This is a genomic window from Sinomonas sp. P47F7 (assembly GCF_049332655.1).
Taxonomy (GTDB): domain Bacteria; phylum Actinomycetota; class Actinomycetes; order Actinomycetales; family Micrococcaceae; genus Sinomonas.
The window spans coordinates 3,275,967-3,291,011 of sequence record NZ_CP186327.1; the positions used below are offsets into that span (position 1 = coordinate 3,275,967).

Consider the following 15,045-nt stretch of genomic DNA (forward strand, 5'->3'; position numbering starts at 1 on the left):
GGCCCCCGTTGGGGGTGCTCTAGTTGTGCGCACCGCGCGATCCTGCCGCGCGGCGTGCTGTGGGGCTACGCGGCCTAGTGGCTGTGGCCCGCGGACTCGTCCTCGGACGGCTTGTCAGCGACAAGGGTCTCCGTGGTGAGCACGAGCGCCGCGATCGACGCCGCGTTCCGCAGGGCCGAGCGGGTCACCTTGACGGGGTCGATGACGCCCGCCGCGATGAGGTCCTCGTACTGGCCCGTCTTCGCGTTGAAGCCGTGGTTGACCTCGGCCTCGGCCACGCGCGCCGCGACGACGTAGCCGTCGAAGCCCGCGTTGTGCGCGATCCAGCGGAGCGGCTGAACGAGCGCGCGGCGCACGATGTTCGCGCCGACGGCCACGTCGCCCTCAAGCGACGTGATGGCCTCGTTCTCGTCGAGGACGCGGACCGCGTGGACGAGGGCGGAACCGCCGCCGGCCACGATGCCCTCCTCGAGCGCCGCGCGGGTCGCCGAGACGGCGTCCTCGATGCGGTGCTTCTTCTCCTTGAGCTCGACCTCGGTGGCCGCGCCGACCTTGATGACGCCGATGCCGCCCGCGAGCTTCGCGAGGCGCTCCTGGAGCTTCTCGCGATCCCAGTCGGAGTCGGTGCGCGTGAGCTCAGCACGGAGCTGCGCAACGCGCGCCGCGACATCCTCGGACGAGCCGGCGCCGTCGACGATCGTGGTCGCGTCCTTCGTCACCGTGATGCGGCGCGCCGTGCCGAGCTGCTCGAGGCCCACCTGGTCGAGGCTCAGGCCGACCTCGGGCGAGACGACCTGCGCGCCCGTGAGCGTCGCGATGTCCTGGAGCATGGCCTTGCGGCGGTCGCCGAAGCCGGGCGCCTTGACGGCGACGACGTTGAGCGTGCCGCGGATCTTGTTGACGATGAGCGTCGAGAGCGCCTCGCCCTCCACGTCCTCGGCGATGACGAAGAGCGGCTTCGAGGCCTGGAGCGTCTGCTCGAGGAGCGGAAGGAAGTCCTGGAGCGACGAGATCTTGCCCTGGTGGATGAGGATGAACGCGTCCTCGAGGACGGCCTCCTGACGCTCGGCGTCCGTCACGAAGTACGGGGACAGGTAGCCCTTGTCGAACTGCATGCCCTCGGTGAGCACGAGCTCGGTCTGCGTCGTCGAGGACTCCTCGATGGTGATGACGCCGTCCTGGCCCACCTTCGCGAACGCCTCGGCGAGCAGGTCGCCGATCTCGTCCGACTGCGCCGAGATCGCGGCCACGTTGGCCACCTGACCGCCCGAGACTTCGCGAGCGTTCTCGCCGAGCCGCGCGGCGACGGCCTCGACGGCCGCCTCGATGCCGAGCTTGATCTGGCCCGGGGCCGCGCCGGCGGCCACGTTGCGGAGGCCCTCCTTGACGAGCGCCTGGGCGAGCACGGTCGCCGTCGTCGTGCCGTCGCCGGCCACGTCGTTGGTCTTGGTCGCGACCTCCTTGGCGAGCTGCGCGCCAAGGTTCTCGTACGGGTCCTCGAGCTCGACCTCGCGGGCGATCGTCACGCCGTCGTTCGTAATGGTCGGCGCGCCCCACTTCTTGTCGAGGACCACGTTGCGGCCGCGGGGGCCGAGCGTGACCTTGACGGTGTCGGCGAGCTTGTCGACGCCGGCCTCGAGGGCCTTCCGGGCGTCATCATTGAATGCGAGCTGCTTTGCCATTCGCTTCTCCTTGCCTCAAAGGCAGCACCCCGGCCGCTGCGGGCCGGGGTGCTGCCGCACTCGAGTCCTGCTCGGCGCTGACTACTTGACGACGATCGCGAGGACATCGCGGGCGGAGAGCACGAGGTACTCGGCGCCACCCGTCTTGACCTCGGTGCCGCCGTACTTCGAGTAAAGGACAACGTCGCCGACGGCGACGTCGACGGGCACGCGGTTGCCGTTGTCGTCAACGCGGCCGGGGCCGACGGCCACGACCTCGCCCTCCTGGGGCTTCTCCTTGGCGGTGTCCGGAATCACGAGGCCCGAAGCGGTGGTCTGCTCCGCTTCGAGCGGCTTGACAACAATACGGTCCTCGAGGGGCTTGATGGAGACCGACACGGATCTCTCCTTTTCATGAACGGATCACGGAAAACGGAACCGGGCATGCAACCGTCGTCGCGGGTGCCGGGAGCGTGCCTGGACAATTAGCACTCACATAAGGCGAGTGCTACCCCCGACTCTATTGATGGGCTGGCACTCGGTCAAGGCGAGTGCCAATCAGCGCGTCGCGGGCTGGCCGCGGGCCGCTACTCCCCTGCGAGCTCGTCGAAGCTCAGGCCGTCCCCGTCCTCGCCCGAGCGGCCGCGATTGAGGTACATGACGACGAGCGGGCCGATGAGGAACACGCCGCCCACCACGAGGCCCACAATCGCCGCGATCTTCGCGCCGAGGTACTGGTCACGCAGAGCCGCCGCCTCCGGGGTGGGATCGTCGATGCTCTTCCCGCCCACCGAGTACACGGCGGAAGTGAAGGCCTCGAGGCCCAACACGACAGCAAGGAGGATCGCGCAGACGACTGCCAGGACGATGCCGACTATGAGCACCGTCCGGATAGCGCGGGAGGAACCCCCGTTGTGGGCGGTCGGCGAGGCAGCGGGCGTCGTCTCCATGCCTCCACCTTATCGGGATCCGAGGGGCCGGGCAGGGACGGCTACCCCATGTGAACTAGGCTTGAAGTATGGCCCCAGACCACCCAGCCCCCGAGCAGCTCGCCCCGTTGCTCACCACGGAAGGGTGGGCCCTGCTCAACTCGCTCGGCCCGTACCGCGAGGAAGACGCGCTCGCCATCTCGGCCCGCCTGCGGAAGGCAGGGCACGCGCCGGAGCTCGTCTCCGCCGTCCTGAGCCAGGCGAGGCTGCGGCTCAAGGCCGAGGCCAAGTTCGGCGAATTCTCACGGCACATGCTGTTCACCCGCGCGGGCCTCGAGCAGGCCACGCGGCTCAACGTCGCGGCCCGGCACGCGCGGCGCTTCGTCGACGCCGGCGTCCAGCGCGTGGCCGATCTGGGCTGCGGGCTCGGTTCCGATGCGATGGCCATGGCGTCGCTCGATCTGGAGGTCACCGCCGTCGAGATCGACGAGACGACCGCCGCGTGCGCGACCGTCAACCTCATGCCGTTCCCCCTGGTCCGCGTGGTTCACGCGGACGCGCAGTCGGTGCCCTTGGAGGGGATCGACGGCGTGTGGCTGGACCCCGCGCGGCGCACGACAACGACGTCCGGCACCACGCGCTTGTGGGACCCTGAGGACTTCTCTCCGCCGCTCAGCTTCGCCTCGGGCCTCGCGGACCAAGGCCTGCCCGTGGGGGTCAAGCTCGGCCCGGGCCTCCCCCACGACTCCGTGCCCGCAGCGTGCGAGGCCCAATGGGTCTCGGTCGACGGCGACGTCGCGGAGGTCGGGCTGTACTTCAACGGGCTCAAGCGGCCGAGCGTGCGCCGCGCCGCGCTCGTCATCGGGGGCAGCTCGGCGTCCGAGCTCGTGGCCGAGACGGACTTCGACGGCGGGACCGTCGCGGACGTCGGGCCGCTCGAGGGCTTCCTGTACGAGCCGGACGGGGCCGTGATCCGTGCGGGGCTCGTCGCGGAGCTCGCGGACCGGCTCGGGGGCCATCTCGTGGACCCGCACATCGCGTACATCTGCGCCCCGAACCTCGTCCAGACCCCGTTCGCACGGGCCTATCGCGTGCTTGAGGTGCGGCACTACAACGTGCGGGCGCTGCGCCAATGGGTCCGCGACGAGGGGATCAGCACGCTCGACATCAAGAAGCGCGGCATGGCCGTCACGCCGGACGAGCTCCGGAAGCTCCTGCTCGCGGGCCAAGGGAGGGCCCCGCGGAAGGCCCCGCACAAGCGCGCGACGCTCGTGCTCACACGCATCGGCGAGGACCGCGTGGCCGCCGTCGTCGAACCTGCGTAATGCGCTTCTCGCTGCGCCGTCACCTCCGCTGGGTGTGCACCCAGCGGAGGTGACGGCGCAGCCGGAGAGCGCCTACTGGGCGCGCATGAACTCCTCGGCGGCGCGCACCTGCTCGTCCCTCGGGCGCATCCCCGTGTACAGGACGAACTGCTCGAGCGCCTGGATCGTCGCCACCTCGGCGCCGCTGATCACGGTCTTGCCGGCCGCGCGGCCCGCGCGGACGAGCGGCGTCTCCGCGGGGAGGGCGACGACGTCGAACACCACACGTGCGGCCTCGATGGTCGCCTCGGGGAAGGACAGCGCGTCCGCCTCGGGGCCGCCCGCCATGCCGATCGGCGTGATGTTGACGATGACGTCCGCCGTCGAGCCCCCGAGCTCGCCCTGCCAGCCGAAGCCATACAGATCCGCGAGCGCGCGGCCCGCGGCCTCGTTGCGCGCGACGATCGTGACGTCGCGGAAGCCTGCGTCCCGGAACGCCGCCGCCGTCGCCTTCGCCATGCCGCCCGAGCCGCGCAGCAGCACGGACTGCGCCGGATCGAGGCCGTTGCGCTCGATGAGCTGGGCGATCGCCGTGTAGTCCGTGTTGTGCGCGGTGAGGACGCCGGAATCGTTCACGATCGTGTTGACCGAGTCAATCGCCGCCGCGGAGGCATCCATGCGGTCAACGAGCGCAATGACGTCTTCTTTGTAGGGCATCGAGACCGCGCACCCGCGGATGCCGAGCCCCCGGACGCCCGCAATGGCCTGCTCGAGGTTCGTGGGCGCGAACGCCTTGTAGATCCAGTTGAGGCCGAGGGCCTCATAGAGGAAGTTGTGGAACCGCGTCCCGTTGTTGCTCGGGCGGGCGGAGAGCGAGATGCACAGCGTCATGTCTTTGTTGAGGATCGGCACGGCACAAGGCTAGCGGTCGGCGCGCCGCGGCGCGCCGCCTCTGGCCCGCCGCATGCCGCCGGTGTGCAATGGAGCCATGCCGGACACCGCCGCGAACCAGCCACCGCCCCGCGTAGGCCTCGACGAATTCTCGACCAACGCCGCGCTCGTGGACGGTATCCGCCGCTACGGCGCGGGGTGGGCCTCGGGCGCGCTCGCGGCGGCCGGCCGGCTCGTCGGCTCGGCCGAGTTCCAGGAGAACGCGCGGCTCGCGAACCTCCACCCGCCGGCCCTGCGCGCGCTGGACCGCTACGGCGAGCGGCTCGACGAGGTCGAGTACCACCCCGCCTATCACCGCGTGCTCGGCGACGCCGTGGCGCACGGGGCGCACACGTCGGCGTGGGCGGACCCGAGGCCCGGCGCGCACGTGGCGAGGGCGGCGGCATTCATGCTGTTCGCGCAGGTCGAGCCGGGCCACGCGTGCCCCGTGTCGATGACCCACGCCGCGGTCCCGGCGCTCGCGGCCGAGCCGGGTCTCGCGGATGTGTGGCTTCCCCGCCTGTACGGGACGGGTTACGAGCCGCGCCTCATCCCGGCTGCGGAGAAACCCGGGGCACTCGTCGGGATGGCCATGACCGAGCGCCAGGGCGGCTCCGACGTGCGCGCCAACACGACGACCGCGACCGACGCCGGCGGCGGGACGGCACGCATCACCGGGCAGAAGTGGTTCTGCTCCGCCCCGATGAGCGACGCGTTCCTCGTGCTCGCGCAGGAGCCGGCAGGGCTCTCCTGCTTCCTCGTGCCGCGCGTGCTCGACGACGGCACGCGGAACCCGTTCCGGCTCGTCCGGCTCAAGTCCAAGCTCGGAAACCGAGCGAACGCCTCGGCGGAGGTCGAGTTCGAGGGCGCGCTCGGCTGGCGGATCGGCGAAGCCGGGCGCGGCGTGCGGGCGATCATCGGGATGGTGCACGAGACGCGGCTCGACTGTGTGCTCGGCACCGCGGCCGGCATGCGCCAAGCGGTCGCCGAGGCCGTATGGCACGCGCGGCACCGGAGGGCCTTCGGGCGGCTCCTCGCCGACCAGCCCGCCATGGCGGCGGTCCTCGCCGACCTTGCGCTCGAGTCCGAGGCGGCGACGGCGCTCGGCCTGCGGCTCGCAGCGGCCGACGACGGCGGCCGGCCCGCTCGCGGGGAAGGCGCCGGGACCGACGCGGGCGGCCTTGATGGCGGCGGGGTCGACGGCGACCGCGAGCGGGCGTTCGCGCGGATCGCGACCGCCGTCGCGAAGTACTGGGTGTGCAAGCGCGGGCCCGGCCACGCCGCCGAGGCGCTCGAGTGCCTCGGCGGGAACGGCTATACGGAGGACTTCCCCCTCGCGATGCGGTATCGCGAACAGCCGGTCATGGCCATCTGGGAGGGATCGGGGAACGTCGTGGCGCTCGACGTCCTGCGCGCGCTCGCGCGGGAGCCCGACGCGGCCGAGGCGCTTGCGGACGAGCTCGAGGCTCAGCGCGGCGTTGACCCCGTGCTCGACGCCCAGCTCGGACGCGCGCTCTCGCTCCTCTCCGACGCGGCGCGGGAGCCGGAGGAGGCGCAGGCGTGGGCCCGTCGGCTCGCGGAGGAGCTCGCGCTGGCCCTTCAGGGGGCACTCCTTGTGGGCACGCGCCGTCGTCCGTCGCGGAGGCGTTCCTCGGCGCGCGGCTCGGCGAGAAGCGGACGCTCGGCTACGGGTGCCTCCCGGACACTGCGCGGACGGCGGAGATCCTCGCCCGGGTGTAGCGCTGTCCCGTTTGCGCCTTGCGCCCTTCCCCGCACCGGGCGCCCTTCCCGCATTGGGCGCCCTTCCCCGCATTGGGCCGCGGCCCCGCCACCCCAGTGCGGCTGAGCCGCCCCACTGCGGGGAAGCCGACCCATTGCGGGCCGGCACCGACAGTCCCATCTCACGCAGCGGCGGCAAACGCGGCCGCGAGGCGGGCGGCCACGAGCTCGGGCCTGTCGAGGTCGGCCCACGTCAGGCGGACGACCCGCCAACCGAGCTCGATCAGCGCCGACTCACGCCGCCGCTCAAGCAAGAGGGCCTCGGCGGTCGGGCGGTAGTCGAAGTACTTGGCGCCGCCGTCGAACTGAGAATGAGGCGGAGCCGCGGCCACGCGCAGTCGGCCCGATAGGTCCCGAGCGGCCTCCGATGCAGAACTGGATCTCCGGCGGTTCGATGCCGAGCCGGGCCAGAAGGAATCGCGTCCTGCTTCCCGGCCGATTCTGCGCGGCCGTCGAGAAGGCCGAGGAGCCGCGCCGCTCGCGCCCGCCCCCGTGTGAACTCCGCGGTTTCCAGCTCGGCCCCGAGCCCGTCGAGCGTGACGCCGAGCCGCAGCGCGCTGTCGCCGATCACGGCCGCTTGTTCCGGCGCAAGGATCCGCGCGCAGTCGAGCACGGTGCGCTCGGGCGCCGTCGCCAGCACGCGCCTCCCGTCGCGCGTCCGCGCAGCGACGGGATCCCTAGGCCCGAACGACATGCGGTGGGCCGCGGTATCCGGGCCATGGCTCGCCCCGAACTGGCCCCGCGCACGATATGCACGGCCAAGCCAGCGTTCCACACCGCAAAGCCGTGGAGCCGGGCCGCCGACGTGTGGCTGTAGACGGCGCCGCTCTGAGCGCCCGCCGCGTGCGCATCGATCCTGTAGTCGTCCTGTTCCCAGAGGCTCAGGTCCCGCCACCGCTCCGACTGCGTGTACGCCCACGCCGGATCCGGTCGAAGACACCGGCGCGAACGCACGCGCTGATGACTCGGTCGTCGATGCCCGCCTCGACCAGCTGGCTCGTCGAGGCGATCATCCCTCCGGGCCACCGCTCGACGGCCGCAGTCAGCGCAATTCGAGTCTCCATGCTGCCATCGTGCTCAATCCGGGCGAGTTCGCGCCCGCCATCACCCGTATGTGGACAACCGGCGAGGTGGACGCATGAGCCGGATGCCGCCGTCGTACGTCGCGACCGCACACACACCCTCCCTCGCATTGGGCGCCCTCCCTCGCATTGGGCGCCCTCCCTCGCATTGGGCGCCCTTCGCCGCACCGGGGCCGCGGGCCCGCCACCCCAGTGCGGCTAGCCGCCCCGCTGCGAGGAAGCCGCCCCGATCCGGACCCGACGCGGCGTGACCGACGCCGCTCGTCACGCTCGGACACCGCCGCTGGGAGAGCCACCGCCCTGCCCTAGACTGGGCACATTCTGTAGGAGTGCTGCGGCCGGACCGGAGCTCGAAGGCGGGGGCTGCCATGGACATCGACTTCGCTGCGTCGAAGCAGTCCACGATCGGCATGGAGTGGGAACTCGCCCTCGTGGACCGCCATGGCGGGGAGCTCGTGTCGGTCGCGCCCGAGGTGATGCGCCGCGTCTTCGACGAGCACCCGAGCTCAGTGGAGACTGTCCCCGCGTCCACCAGGAGCTGCTCCTCAACACGGTCGAACTCGTCACGGACGTCCACACCACCGTGGCCGAGGCCAAGGCGGACCTCGCCACCACCATGGCGGCCGTCCGCAGCGTCACGGACCGCATCGGCGTCGAGCTCTTCTCCGCGGGCAGCCACCCGTTCAGCCCGCCGCGCCTCCAGCCGGTCACGGACAAGGAGCGCTACGCGAAGCTCATCGACCGCACGCAGTGGCGGGGCCGCCAGATGGTCATCTACGGCGTCCACGTTCACATCGGGCTCGATCGCCGGGACAAGGCCATGCCCGTGCTCGACGCACTGGTCAACTACTTCCGCACTTCCAGGCGCTCTCGGCCTCGAGCCCGTATTGGAGCGGGGAGGACACGGGCTACGCATCGCAGCGGGCCCTCATGTTCCAGCAGCTCCCGACCGCGGGCCTCCCGTTCCAGTTCCCCGGTGGAAGACTTCGAGCACTACGTCGACGACATGCTCACCACTGGCGTCATCGACATGATCAATGAGATCCGCTGGGATATTCGCCCTGTGCCGCGGCTTGGACGATTGAGATGCGCGTGTGCGATGGCCTCTCGACCCTCGAGGAGGTCGGCGCCATCGGCGCCCTCACGCAGTGCCTCGTCGAGGAGGCCTCCGCACCCTCGACGCGGGCGGCACGATCCGACCATGCCCCGTGGCACGTCCAGGAGAACAAGTGGCGCGCGGCCCGCTACGGGCTTGACGCGATCATCATCCTCGACGCCGCGGGGCACGAGCAGCTCGTCACCGAGCACTTGGCCGAGACCCTCGACCGGCTCGAGCCCATCGCGCGGGACCTCCGCTGCGAGTCCGAGCTCCGCGACATCGAGGGGATTCTCCGCCGGGGCGCGGGCTACCAGCGGCAGCGCCGCACCGCCGAGCGGCACGGCGGCGACCTGCGCGCCGTCGTCCTCGAGGAGGCGCGCCTCATGCGCCAAGGCCACCCCGCGTGAGCCCGCAAGACGGACGACGGCGCCGCTCACCCGCGCGGCTCGTGTTCGTCGTCGCGGTGGTCGCCGTGGTCCTCGCGGTGACCTCGCACTTCCAGGCCGCGCTCATCGTCGCGGCCCTCGGCGCCGTCTACGGCCTGGTCGAGGCGGTCATCGCGTGGCGGCGGCGCCGAGACACCAGCCCCTAGTCGGTTGCGCCGTCAGCTCTACACGGTCAACGTGACGGCGCAACCGGACACACCCCGCGAACGTGACGGCGCAAGATCAGACCGAGACGGTCGTGACGGGCAGGGACGAGTCCGGCGCGAACGCGAGGTCGCTCGGCGAGCCGCCGTCCATGATGACGCGGGCGGCGAGCGCCGCGACCATCGCGCCGTTGTCCGTGCACAGCGAGAACGGCGGGGCGGCGAGCGAGATCCCCGCCTCGGCACACCGGGACGCGGTGAGCTCGCGGAGCCGCGAATTCGCGGCGACTCCCCCGCCGAGGAGCAGGTTCCGGATCCCCTGCTCGCGGCACGCGAGGACCGCCTTCGACGTCACGACGTCCACGACCGCCTCCTGGAACGACGCGGCGATGTCCGCGACGGGCACGGGCCTCCCCGCGGCCTCGTGCTGCTCGACGCACCGCGCCACGGCGGTCTTGAGGCCCAGAAGGACCAGTCGTAGCGGTGCGGTCCGGAGCCTCGGCGGATCCCATGTACTTGGGCTGCGTGAGGCCGCGAGGGAAGCGGAACGCCCGGGGATCGCCCTCCTTCGCGATGCGGTCGATGGCGGGCCGCCTGGGTAGCCGAGGCCGAGGAGCCGCGCGACCTTGTCGTAGGCCTCGCCCGCGGCATCGTCGATCGTTGACCCGAGCAGCTCGACGTCGGAGGCGATGTTGCGCACACGCAGGATCTCCGTGTGCCCGCCCGAGACGAGCAGCGCGCCGAGGTCCTCGGGAGCTCGCCGCCATAGACCCCGCCGTCGAGCAGCCCGACGCCCACGTGGGCGACGAGGTGGTTGATCGCGAACAGGGGCTTGCCCGTGGCCACGGCGAGCGCCTTCGCGGCGCACACCCCGACCATGAGCGCGCCCGCGAGCCCGGGCCCGGACGTCACGGCGAGCGCATCGACGTCCTCGAGCGTCACGCCCGCGGTGTCGAGGGCCTCGCGGAGCGTTGGCACCATGGCGTCGAGGTGTGCGCGGGACGCGATCTCGGGGATGACCCCGCCGAAGCGCACGTGCTCGTCCATTGAAGAGGAGACAGTGTTGGCCAGGAGCGTCGCGCCGCGCACGATCCCGACCCCGGTCTCGTCGCACGAGGACTCGATGCCGAGCACAAGCGGCTGGTTCACTGGACTCCCCCCTCGCCCGAGGGCGAGGCCTCGAGCGGCAGCTGCATGATGAGCGCGTCGACGCCGTCACGGTAGTAGCGCCGGCGCGTGTGGATCTGCGCGAAGCCGAAGCGCCGGTACAGCGCCTGCGCTCGCGGGTTGTCGGCGCGGACCTCGAGCAGCACGTCCCGCGCGCCCCGCCGCCGGGCCTCCGCGAGGAGCTCGGCCAGCACGGCTGAGCCGATCCCCGACCCTCGCGCTCAGGCACGACCGCGATGGTCTGAACGTCCGCAATGGGCGGCACGCACATGACGCCCGCGTACGCCACGATCCGGCGGGCCCCACCCGCCGCGGCCTCCTCCGCCACGTAGTACCGCCGGGTCGACGGCTGGGCGAGCTCGTCCCGGAACATGCGCTCGGGCCACGCGTCGAAGGGGAAGAGCGCCTTCTCGAGCTCGTGGACCGCAGGGACGTCCGCCTCCGTCATGTCCCGGAGCGTCACGCCGTCGGCATTCGGCCCGCGCCGGTCGCCGCGCTCACAGGGCCCGCTTCCGCGGCCCCGGCACCTGGGCGTCCGATTCGCGCAGATACCGCGGCGCCGTGTCGAGGAGGGCCTCCCCGCGAACAAGCCGCTCCACGGCGGCGTGCCCGAGCGAGGCCGCGGTCGGCTGGGCGCGCTCGAAGCCGCGGGCGACGGCGGCCCCCGCCTCAGCGAGCTTCTCGCCGTAGATCCGGCTCCGGCGCCGTAGACGGGCAGCGCCGGGAGCGCGTCTGGGTAGGCGACGTGGGGGCCGTCCGCGAGCGCCCCCGCGGCGGTGTATCGAGCCCAGTACACCTCGCGCCGGCGCGCGTCGGTCGCGACGAGGAAATCGGACGACGGCGGCACGGCGGTCGCCGCGTCCGACCTGCCGGAGGCGTGGGGCGGCCGAGCGGCGGATCGGGCCGGGACGGCCTGGGCGGGGCTGCCGGCCAGCACGTCCCAGGCGATCGCGTCGAGGCTCATGAGGCCGTCGAGCGGCGTGCCCCACGCGAACGCGAGCGCGCGGGCCGTCGCTATGCCGGAGCGGAGGCCCGTGAACGGCCCGGGGCCGACGCCCACGACGATGCGGTCCACGCGGGCCCCCGTGAGCTCCTGTTCTGCGAGGAGCGCCCGAATCGCGGGGCGAGGACCTCGGCGTGGGATCTGGTGTCTTCCGTGGCGAACTCGGCGAGGACGGCGGCCTCGGGCTCGTCCTCGTGCCACCGCAGGATCGCGGCGGACGCAATCGCGGACGTATCGATGGCGAGCAGGATCATCGCTTGCCCCCGGTGTGCGCCGCGGCACGCTCGGCCCCGGGAAGGGTGGGCGGCTCGGCCCAGCGCGGCCCGTAGCCGCGCACGATCATGAGGCGAGGCTCGTCGTCGTCGTACTCCTCGTCGACGGCGGCGTCGTCGAGCTCGGGTCGAAGTCCACGTCGGGTCGACGTCGACCGCGCCAGCCCACGGGCCGGCACCCGCGGGGCCGCGGACGAGCTCGATGTCGAGCCACGACTCCGCGAGGTGCTCGACGCGCCCGCGCCCCCACTCGACGACCGTGACGGACGCGTCGGCCCAGTTCTCGAGGTCAAGATCGTCAATCTCCCCCTCGCCCTCAAGCCGGTACGCGTCGACGTGGACGAGGTCGGGCCCCCGGCCGCTGCCCGTCCGCGAGGTTCGGGTGGATGCGGACCAAGACGAACGTGGGCGAGATGATGCCGCCGCGGACTCCGAGGCCCGCGCCCAGGCCCTGCGTGAACGTCGTCTTGCCGGCGCCGAGGCCGCCCGTGAGCACCACGACGTCGCCCGCCTCGAGGGCCCGGCCGAGGGCGGCGCCGAGCGCCTGCGTCTCCGCCGCCGTCGTCGGCTGCGCCCGAAGCTCCCACGATGGCGCTGCCCCCGCGTGCCATGGGCCGCCAGACGCTGGGCCGCCACCGCTCACGCGGTACCCCAGCCGCAACCGCCACGGGAGCGGCGGCCCCGGCAGGCTCGGCGGAGTCGACATGGATCCTGGGCACGCGCGGACTGATCCGCGTGACGATCTCGTAGTTGATGGTGCCCGCGGCGCGGGCCCAGTCATCCGCGGTGGGACCGCCGTCCTCGCCCGACCCGAAGAGGACGGCCTCGGAACCCGCGATCGCGTCGAGATCCGCCTCGGGCCCAGGTCCACGACCATCTGGTCCATGGCGACGCGCCCCACGACGCGGTAGGTGCGGCCGCCGATCTGGACGGGGCCGCCGTCGGACGTGCGCGGACGCCGTCCGCGTAGCCGAGCGGGATGAGGCCCAGCGTGCTCTCCCGGCGTCCGATAGGCGAGCCCGTAGCTCACGCCCTGCCCAGCCGGGACGCGCTTGCACTGCGAGACGACCGTGCGCACCGTCATGGCCGGGCGCAGGCCGAGGTCGCGCGCGGACTGCTCGGCGAACGGGGACAGGCCGTAGATCGAGATCCCGGCGCGCACGAGGTCGAAGTGGGTGTCCGGCCGGGAGAAGATCGCGGGCGAGTTGGCGATGTGGCGGACCTCGAGGTCGCACCCCGCGTCCTCGGCAAGCGCGACGGCGTCGCGGAAGACGTCCAGCTGGACATCCGTCTCGGGGCGGTCGGGCTCGTCCGCGACGGCAAGGTGGCTGAACACGCCGACCACGCGCAGGAGCCCCTGATCCTGATAGTCCGTGGCCTCGTCGAGGACGGCCTCCCAGCGGTCCGGGGTCACGCCGTTGCGGCCCAGGCCCGTGTCGATCTTGAGGTGCACGCGGGCCGGACGCTCCTGCTCGCGCGCCGCCTGGACGATCTGGCCCAGCTCCCAGCCCGAGCACCCGAGGTCGACGCCGGCGCCCACCGCCGCGGAGAAGTTGCTTTCCGCGGTGTGCAGCCACGCGAGCGTCGGGGCGTCGATGCCCGCGGCGCGCAGCGCGAGGGCCTCGCCGATGTGGGCGACGCCGAGCCACGACGCGCCCGCCTCGAGCGCCGCGCGCGCCACCGGGATGGCCCCGTGGCCGTACGCATCCGCCTTCACGACCGCCATGACGCGGGCGGATCGGCGACGGTCCGCAGGACGCGGACGTTGTGGCGAATCGCCTCAAGGTCGACGACGGCGGCCCTCTCGGGAGGCGTTCGGCTAGCGGGTGAGGCGTGGAGGTCACGCCCACGAGTCTATTCCAGCGCGCGGAAACCGTAGCCTTGGATGGTGCAGCATCAGGACCGCGTGGCGATGATCAGCCTCCACACATCGCCGCTCGAGCAACCGGGCGCGGGCGACGCGGGAGGCATGAACGTCTACATCAGCCACCTCGCGCGCGCCCTCGCGGCGGACGGCCTCGGGGTGGACATCTTCACGCGCGCCACCGATCCGTCCCAGCCGGACGCCATCGCGATCTCGCCCGGCGTCACGGTCCATCACATCCCCGCGGGCCCGGCCCGGAAGCTCGCGAAAGAACAGATGCCGCCGCTCGCGGACGAGTTCGCCGAGGGCATCCTGAGGCGCACCCGCGGCTCCGCTCCCCCGCGGGCCGTGCACAGCCATTACTGGGTCTCCGGGCTCGCGGGGCTGCGAGCGGCCACCGAGTGGGACGTTCCGCTCGTGCACACGATGCACACGATGGCGCGCGTCAAGAACCGCCATCTCGCGGCGGGGGACGTCCCGAGCCCACGTGGCGCGAGCGCGGCGAGCAGCGCATCGCGGACGCCGCGGCCCGATTCACGGCCAACACGGCCGCCGAGCGGGACGAGCTCGTGCGGCACTATGGCGTGGACGAGGACCGGATCGACGTCGTGAGCCCGGGAGTGGACCTCGACATCTTCCGGCCCGCGTTCCGATCCCGCGCCCGGGTCGCGTCCGGCGTGCCCGCGGCCTCGTTCCACGTGCTGTTCGCGGGCCGCCTCCAGCGGCTCAAGGGCCGCAGGTGCTCGTCGCGGCGGCCGGCGAGCTGCACCGCCGTCGTCCGGACATTCCGCTCGTGGTGAGCGTCATCGGCGCGCCGAGCGGCTCGCTGGGCCTCGATCTTGACGAGCTCGCGCGCGAGGAGGGGCTCGACGGCGTCGTGCACCGCCTGCCGCCCGTGCCCGCGGCGGTGCTCGCCGAGTGGTTCCGTTCCGCAGATGTGCTCGCGATGCCGAGCTTCTCCGAATCCTTCGGGCTCGTGGCCCTCGAGGCGCAGGCGTGCGGGACGCCCGTGGTCGCGGCGCGCGTGGGCGGCCTCCCGAAGGCCGTGTGCGACGGCCGCACGGGCTTCCTGGTCCAGGGCCACGAGGCGGCGGACTGGGCCGCCGTGCTCGAGCAGCTCTACGACGACCCCGCGACGCGCGTGGACCTGGGCCGGGCCGCCTCGATGTACGCACAGCGCTTCGGCTGGGAGCAGACCGCCGAGGGCACGCGCGCGGCGTACCGGACGGCGGTCCGCCACTACACCCGGGCGCACCCGGTGGCCACGGGACGTTCGTTCGAACCGCGCACCGTTCCTTCTGGCACCGCACGGCGCGCGGCACGCGACCCCGCAGCGCGCTACCTGACAGCGCGGTAGGGTGAGCCC

The 15,045-nt window shown here is 72.5% G+C and carries 16 protein-coding genes and 8 pseudogenes; 9 read left to right on the forward strand and 15 right to left on the reverse strand.

What is annotated here, in order from left to right; translation table 11 throughout:
- Positions 1 to 74: 74 nt before the first annotated feature.
- The 3 genes from groL to ACOKR1_RS15240 form a co-directional block, all read right to left on the reverse strand.
- Complete coding sequence (groL, locus tag ACOKR1_RS15230; protein ID WP_422933827.1) at positions 75 to 1,682, reverse strand: chaperonin GroEL; 1,608 nt, start codon at positions 1,680 to 1,682, stop codon at positions 75 to 77.
- A gap of 81 nt (positions 1,683 to 1,763) precedes the next feature.
- On the reverse strand, positions 1,764 to 2,060 hold the full coding sequence (groES, locus tag ACOKR1_RS15235; RefSeq protein ID WP_208709675.1) for a co-chaperone GroES: 297 nt from the start codon (positions 2,058 to 2,060) through the stop codon (positions 1,764 to 1,766).
- 188 nt (positions 2,061 to 2,248) lie between these two features.
- Entirely contained in the window at positions 2,249 to 2,611 is a 363-nt protein-coding gene (locus ACOKR1_RS15240) for a hypothetical protein (RefSeq protein WP_422933828.1), read from the reverse strand.
- Between the two features lie 68 nt (positions 2,612 to 2,679).
- Between ACOKR1_RS15240 and ACOKR1_RS15245 the strand changes: the two genes are divergently transcribed.
- A complete protein-coding gene (locus ACOKR1_RS15245) occupies positions 2,680 to 3,915 on the forward strand; it encodes a THUMP-like domain-containing protein (protein ID WP_422933829.1) in 1,236 nt (411 codons plus the stop codon).
- A gap of 72 nt (positions 3,916 to 3,987) precedes the next feature.
- On the opposite strand, the gene ACOKR1_RS15250 is transcribed toward ACOKR1_RS15245, so the two are convergent.
- A complete protein-coding gene (locus tag ACOKR1_RS15250) occupies positions 3,988 to 4,806 on the reverse strand; it encodes a shikimate 5-dehydrogenase (RefSeq protein ID WP_422933830.1) in 819 nt (272 codons plus the stop codon).
- A gap of 76 nt (positions 4,807 to 4,882) precedes the next feature.
- On the opposite strand from ACOKR1_RS15250, the gene ACOKR1_RS15255 reads away from it, so the two are divergent.
- Positions 4,883 to 6,670 (forward strand): acyl-CoA dehydrogenase family protein, encoded by a 1,788-nt coding sequence (locus tag ACOKR1_RS15255; protein ID WP_422933831.1) that lies wholly within the window; start codon positions 4,883 to 4,885, stop codon positions 6,668 to 6,670.
- Positions 6,671 to 6,725: 55 nt separating this feature from the next.
- Here the strand turns inward: ACOKR1_RS15255 and ACOKR1_RS15260 are convergent, their stop codons facing one another.
- The gene (locus tag ACOKR1_RS15260) at positions 6,726 to 6,935 is read right to left on the reverse strand and encodes a hypothetical protein (protein ID WP_422933832.1); all 210 of its coding nucleotides are present in this window, start codon (positions 6,933 to 6,935) and stop codon (positions 6,726 to 6,728) included.
- Between the two features lie 35 nt (positions 6,936 to 6,970).
- On the opposite strand from ACOKR1_RS15260, the gene ACOKR1_RS15265 reads away from it, so the two are divergent.
- Positions 6,971 to 7,420, forward strand: coding sequence for a hypothetical protein (locus ACOKR1_RS15265; protein ID WP_422933833.1), 450 nt, complete (start codon positions 6,971 to 6,973; stop codon positions 7,418 to 7,420).
- A 64-nt stretch (positions 7,421 to 7,484) separates the two neighbouring features.
- On the opposite strand, the gene ACOKR1_RS15270 is transcribed toward ACOKR1_RS15265, so the two are convergent.
- Complete coding sequence (locus ACOKR1_RS15270; RefSeq protein ID WP_422933834.1) at positions 7,485 to 7,667, reverse strand: hypothetical protein; 183 nt, start codon at positions 7,665 to 7,667, stop codon at positions 7,485 to 7,487.
- Positions 7,668 to 8,100: 433 nt separating this feature from the next.
- Between ACOKR1_RS15270 and ACOKR1_RS15275 the strand changes: the two are divergent.
- The 3 genes and pseudogenes from ACOKR1_RS15275 to ACOKR1_RS15285 all read left to right on the forward strand — a co-directional run bounded on the left by ACOKR1_RS15275 (position 8,101) and on the right by ACOKR1_RS15285 (position 9,376).
- A pseudogene (locus ACOKR1_RS15275) lies at positions 8,101 to 8,726 on the forward strand (glutamate-cysteine ligase family protein).
- Between the two features lie 45 nt (positions 8,727 to 8,771).
- A complete protein-coding gene (locus ACOKR1_RS15280) occupies positions 8,772 to 9,191 on the forward strand; it encodes a hypothetical protein (RefSeq protein WP_422933835.1) in 420 nt (139 codons plus the stop codon).
- A complete protein-coding gene (locus ACOKR1_RS15285; RefSeq protein WP_422933836.1) occupies positions 9,188 to 9,376 on the forward strand; it encodes a hypothetical protein in 189 nt (62 codons plus the stop codon). Before ACOKR1_RS15280 ends, ACOKR1_RS15285 begins: the two co-directional genes overlap by 4 nt.
- A 76-nt stretch (positions 9,377 to 9,452) precedes the next feature.
- Here the strand turns inward: ACOKR1_RS15285 and ACOKR1_RS15290 are convergent, their stop codons facing one another.
- The 9 genes and pseudogenes from ACOKR1_RS15290 to alr all read right to left on the reverse strand — a co-directional run.
- Positions 9,453 to 10,073 (reverse strand): hypothetical protein, encoded by a 621-nt coding sequence (locus ACOKR1_RS15290; RefSeq protein ID WP_422933837.1) that lies wholly within the window; start codon positions 10,071 to 10,073, stop codon positions 9,453 to 9,455.
- A 137-nt stretch (positions 10,074 to 10,210) separates the two neighbouring features.
- Positions 10,211 to 10,420, reverse strand: a pseudogene (locus ACOKR1_RS15295) (tRNA (adenosine(37)-N6)-threonylcarbamoyltransferase complex transferase subunit TsaD); the annotation flags it as partial.
- Between the two features lie 98 nt (positions 10,421 to 10,518).
- Positions 10,519 to 10,988, reverse strand: a pseudogene (rimI, locus tag ACOKR1_RS15300) (ribosomal protein S18-alanine N-acetyltransferase).
- Between the two features lie 49 nt (positions 10,989 to 11,037).
- Positions 11,038 to 11,797, reverse strand: a pseudogene (tsaB, locus tag ACOKR1_RS15305) (tRNA (adenosine(37)-N6)-threonylcarbamoyltransferase complex dimerization subunit type 1 TsaB).
- Positions 11,794 to 11,994, reverse strand: coding sequence for a hypothetical protein (locus ACOKR1_RS15310; protein ID WP_422936724.1), 201 nt, complete (start codon positions 11,992 to 11,994; stop codon positions 11,794 to 11,796). Before ACOKR1_RS15310 ends, tsaB begins: the two are co-directional and overlap by 4 nt.
- A gap of 73 nt (positions 11,995 to 12,067) precedes the next feature.
- Positions 12,068 to 12,118 (reverse strand): annotated as a pseudogene (locus ACOKR1_RS15315) (hypothetical protein); the annotation flags it as partial.
- A gap of 13 nt (positions 12,119 to 12,131) precedes the next feature.
- Entirely contained in the window at positions 12,132 to 12,596 is a 465-nt protein-coding gene (locus tag ACOKR1_RS15320; RefSeq protein ID WP_422936663.1) for a tRNA (adenosine(37)-N6)-threonylcarbamoyltransferase complex ATPase subunit type 1 TsaE, read from the reverse strand.
- A pseudogene (locus ACOKR1_RS15325) lies at positions 12,583 to 12,654 on the reverse strand (hypothetical protein); the annotation flags it as partial. The pseudogene ACOKR1_RS15325 and the gene ACOKR1_RS15320, both read right to left, overlap by 14 nt.
- A 74-nt stretch (positions 12,655 to 12,728) precedes the next feature.
- Positions 12,729 to 13,541: pseudogene (alr, locus tag ACOKR1_RS15330) on the reverse strand (alanine racemase); the annotation flags it as partial.
- Between the two features lie 243 nt (positions 13,542 to 13,784).
- On the opposite strand from alr, the pseudogene ACOKR1_RS15335 reads away from it, so the two are divergent.
- From ACOKR1_RS15335 to ACOKR1_RS15345, 3 genes and pseudogenes are all read left to right on the forward strand, one after another.
- Positions 13,785 to 14,251: pseudogene (locus tag ACOKR1_RS15335) on the forward strand (glycosyltransferase); the annotation flags it as partial.
- Between the two features lie 12 nt (positions 14,252 to 14,263).
- Positions 14,264 to 14,479, forward strand: coding sequence for a hypothetical protein (locus tag ACOKR1_RS15340; RefSeq protein ID WP_422936725.1), 216 nt, complete (start codon positions 14,264 to 14,266; stop codon positions 14,477 to 14,479).
- Positions 14,419 to 15,036 (forward strand): glycosyltransferase, encoded by a 618-nt coding sequence (locus tag ACOKR1_RS15345; RefSeq protein ID WP_422933838.1) that lies wholly within the window; start codon positions 14,419 to 14,421, stop codon positions 15,034 to 15,036. Before ACOKR1_RS15340 ends, ACOKR1_RS15345 begins: the two co-directional genes overlap by 61 nt.
- The last annotated feature ends 9 nt before the right edge of the window (positions 15,037 to 15,045 follow it).

What these genes read in the sequence shown, in the direction of transcription:
- ACOKR1_RS15245 (WP_422933829.1), top strand. Translation starts at nt 2,680, where the DNA reads ATGGCCCCAGACCACCCAGCCCCCGAGCAGCTCGCCCCGTTGCTCACC.
- ACOKR1_RS15240 (WP_422933828.1), bottom strand. Translation starts at nt 2,611, where the DNA reads ATGGAGACGACGCCCGCTGCCTCGCCGACCGCCCACAACGGGGGTTCC.
- ACOKR1_RS15270 (WP_422933834.1), bottom strand. Translation starts at nt 7,667, where the DNA reads ATGGAGACTCGAATTGCGCTGACTGCGGCCGTCGAGCGGTGGCCCGGA.
- ACOKR1_RS15320 (WP_422936663.1), bottom strand. Translation starts at nt 12,596, where the DNA reads ATGACTGGGCCCGCGCCGCGGGCACCATCAACTACGAGATCGTCACGC.
- ACOKR1_RS15280 (WP_422933835.1), top strand. Translation starts at nt 8,772, where the DNA reads ATGCGCGTGTGCGATGGCCTCTCGACCCTCGAGGAGGTCGGCGCCATC.
- ACOKR1_RS15265 (WP_422933833.1), top strand. Translation starts at nt 6,971, where the DNA reads ATGCAGAACTGGATCTCCGGCGGTTCGATGCCGAGCCGGGCCAGAAGG.
- ACOKR1_RS15255 (WP_422933831.1), top strand. Translation starts at nt 4,883, where the DNA reads ATGCCGGACACCGCCGCGAACCAGCCACCGCCCCGCGTAGGCCTCGAC.
- groL (WP_422933827.1), bottom strand. Translation starts at nt 1,682, where the DNA reads ATGGCAAAGCAGCTCGCATTCAATGATGACGCCCGGAAGGCCCTCGAG.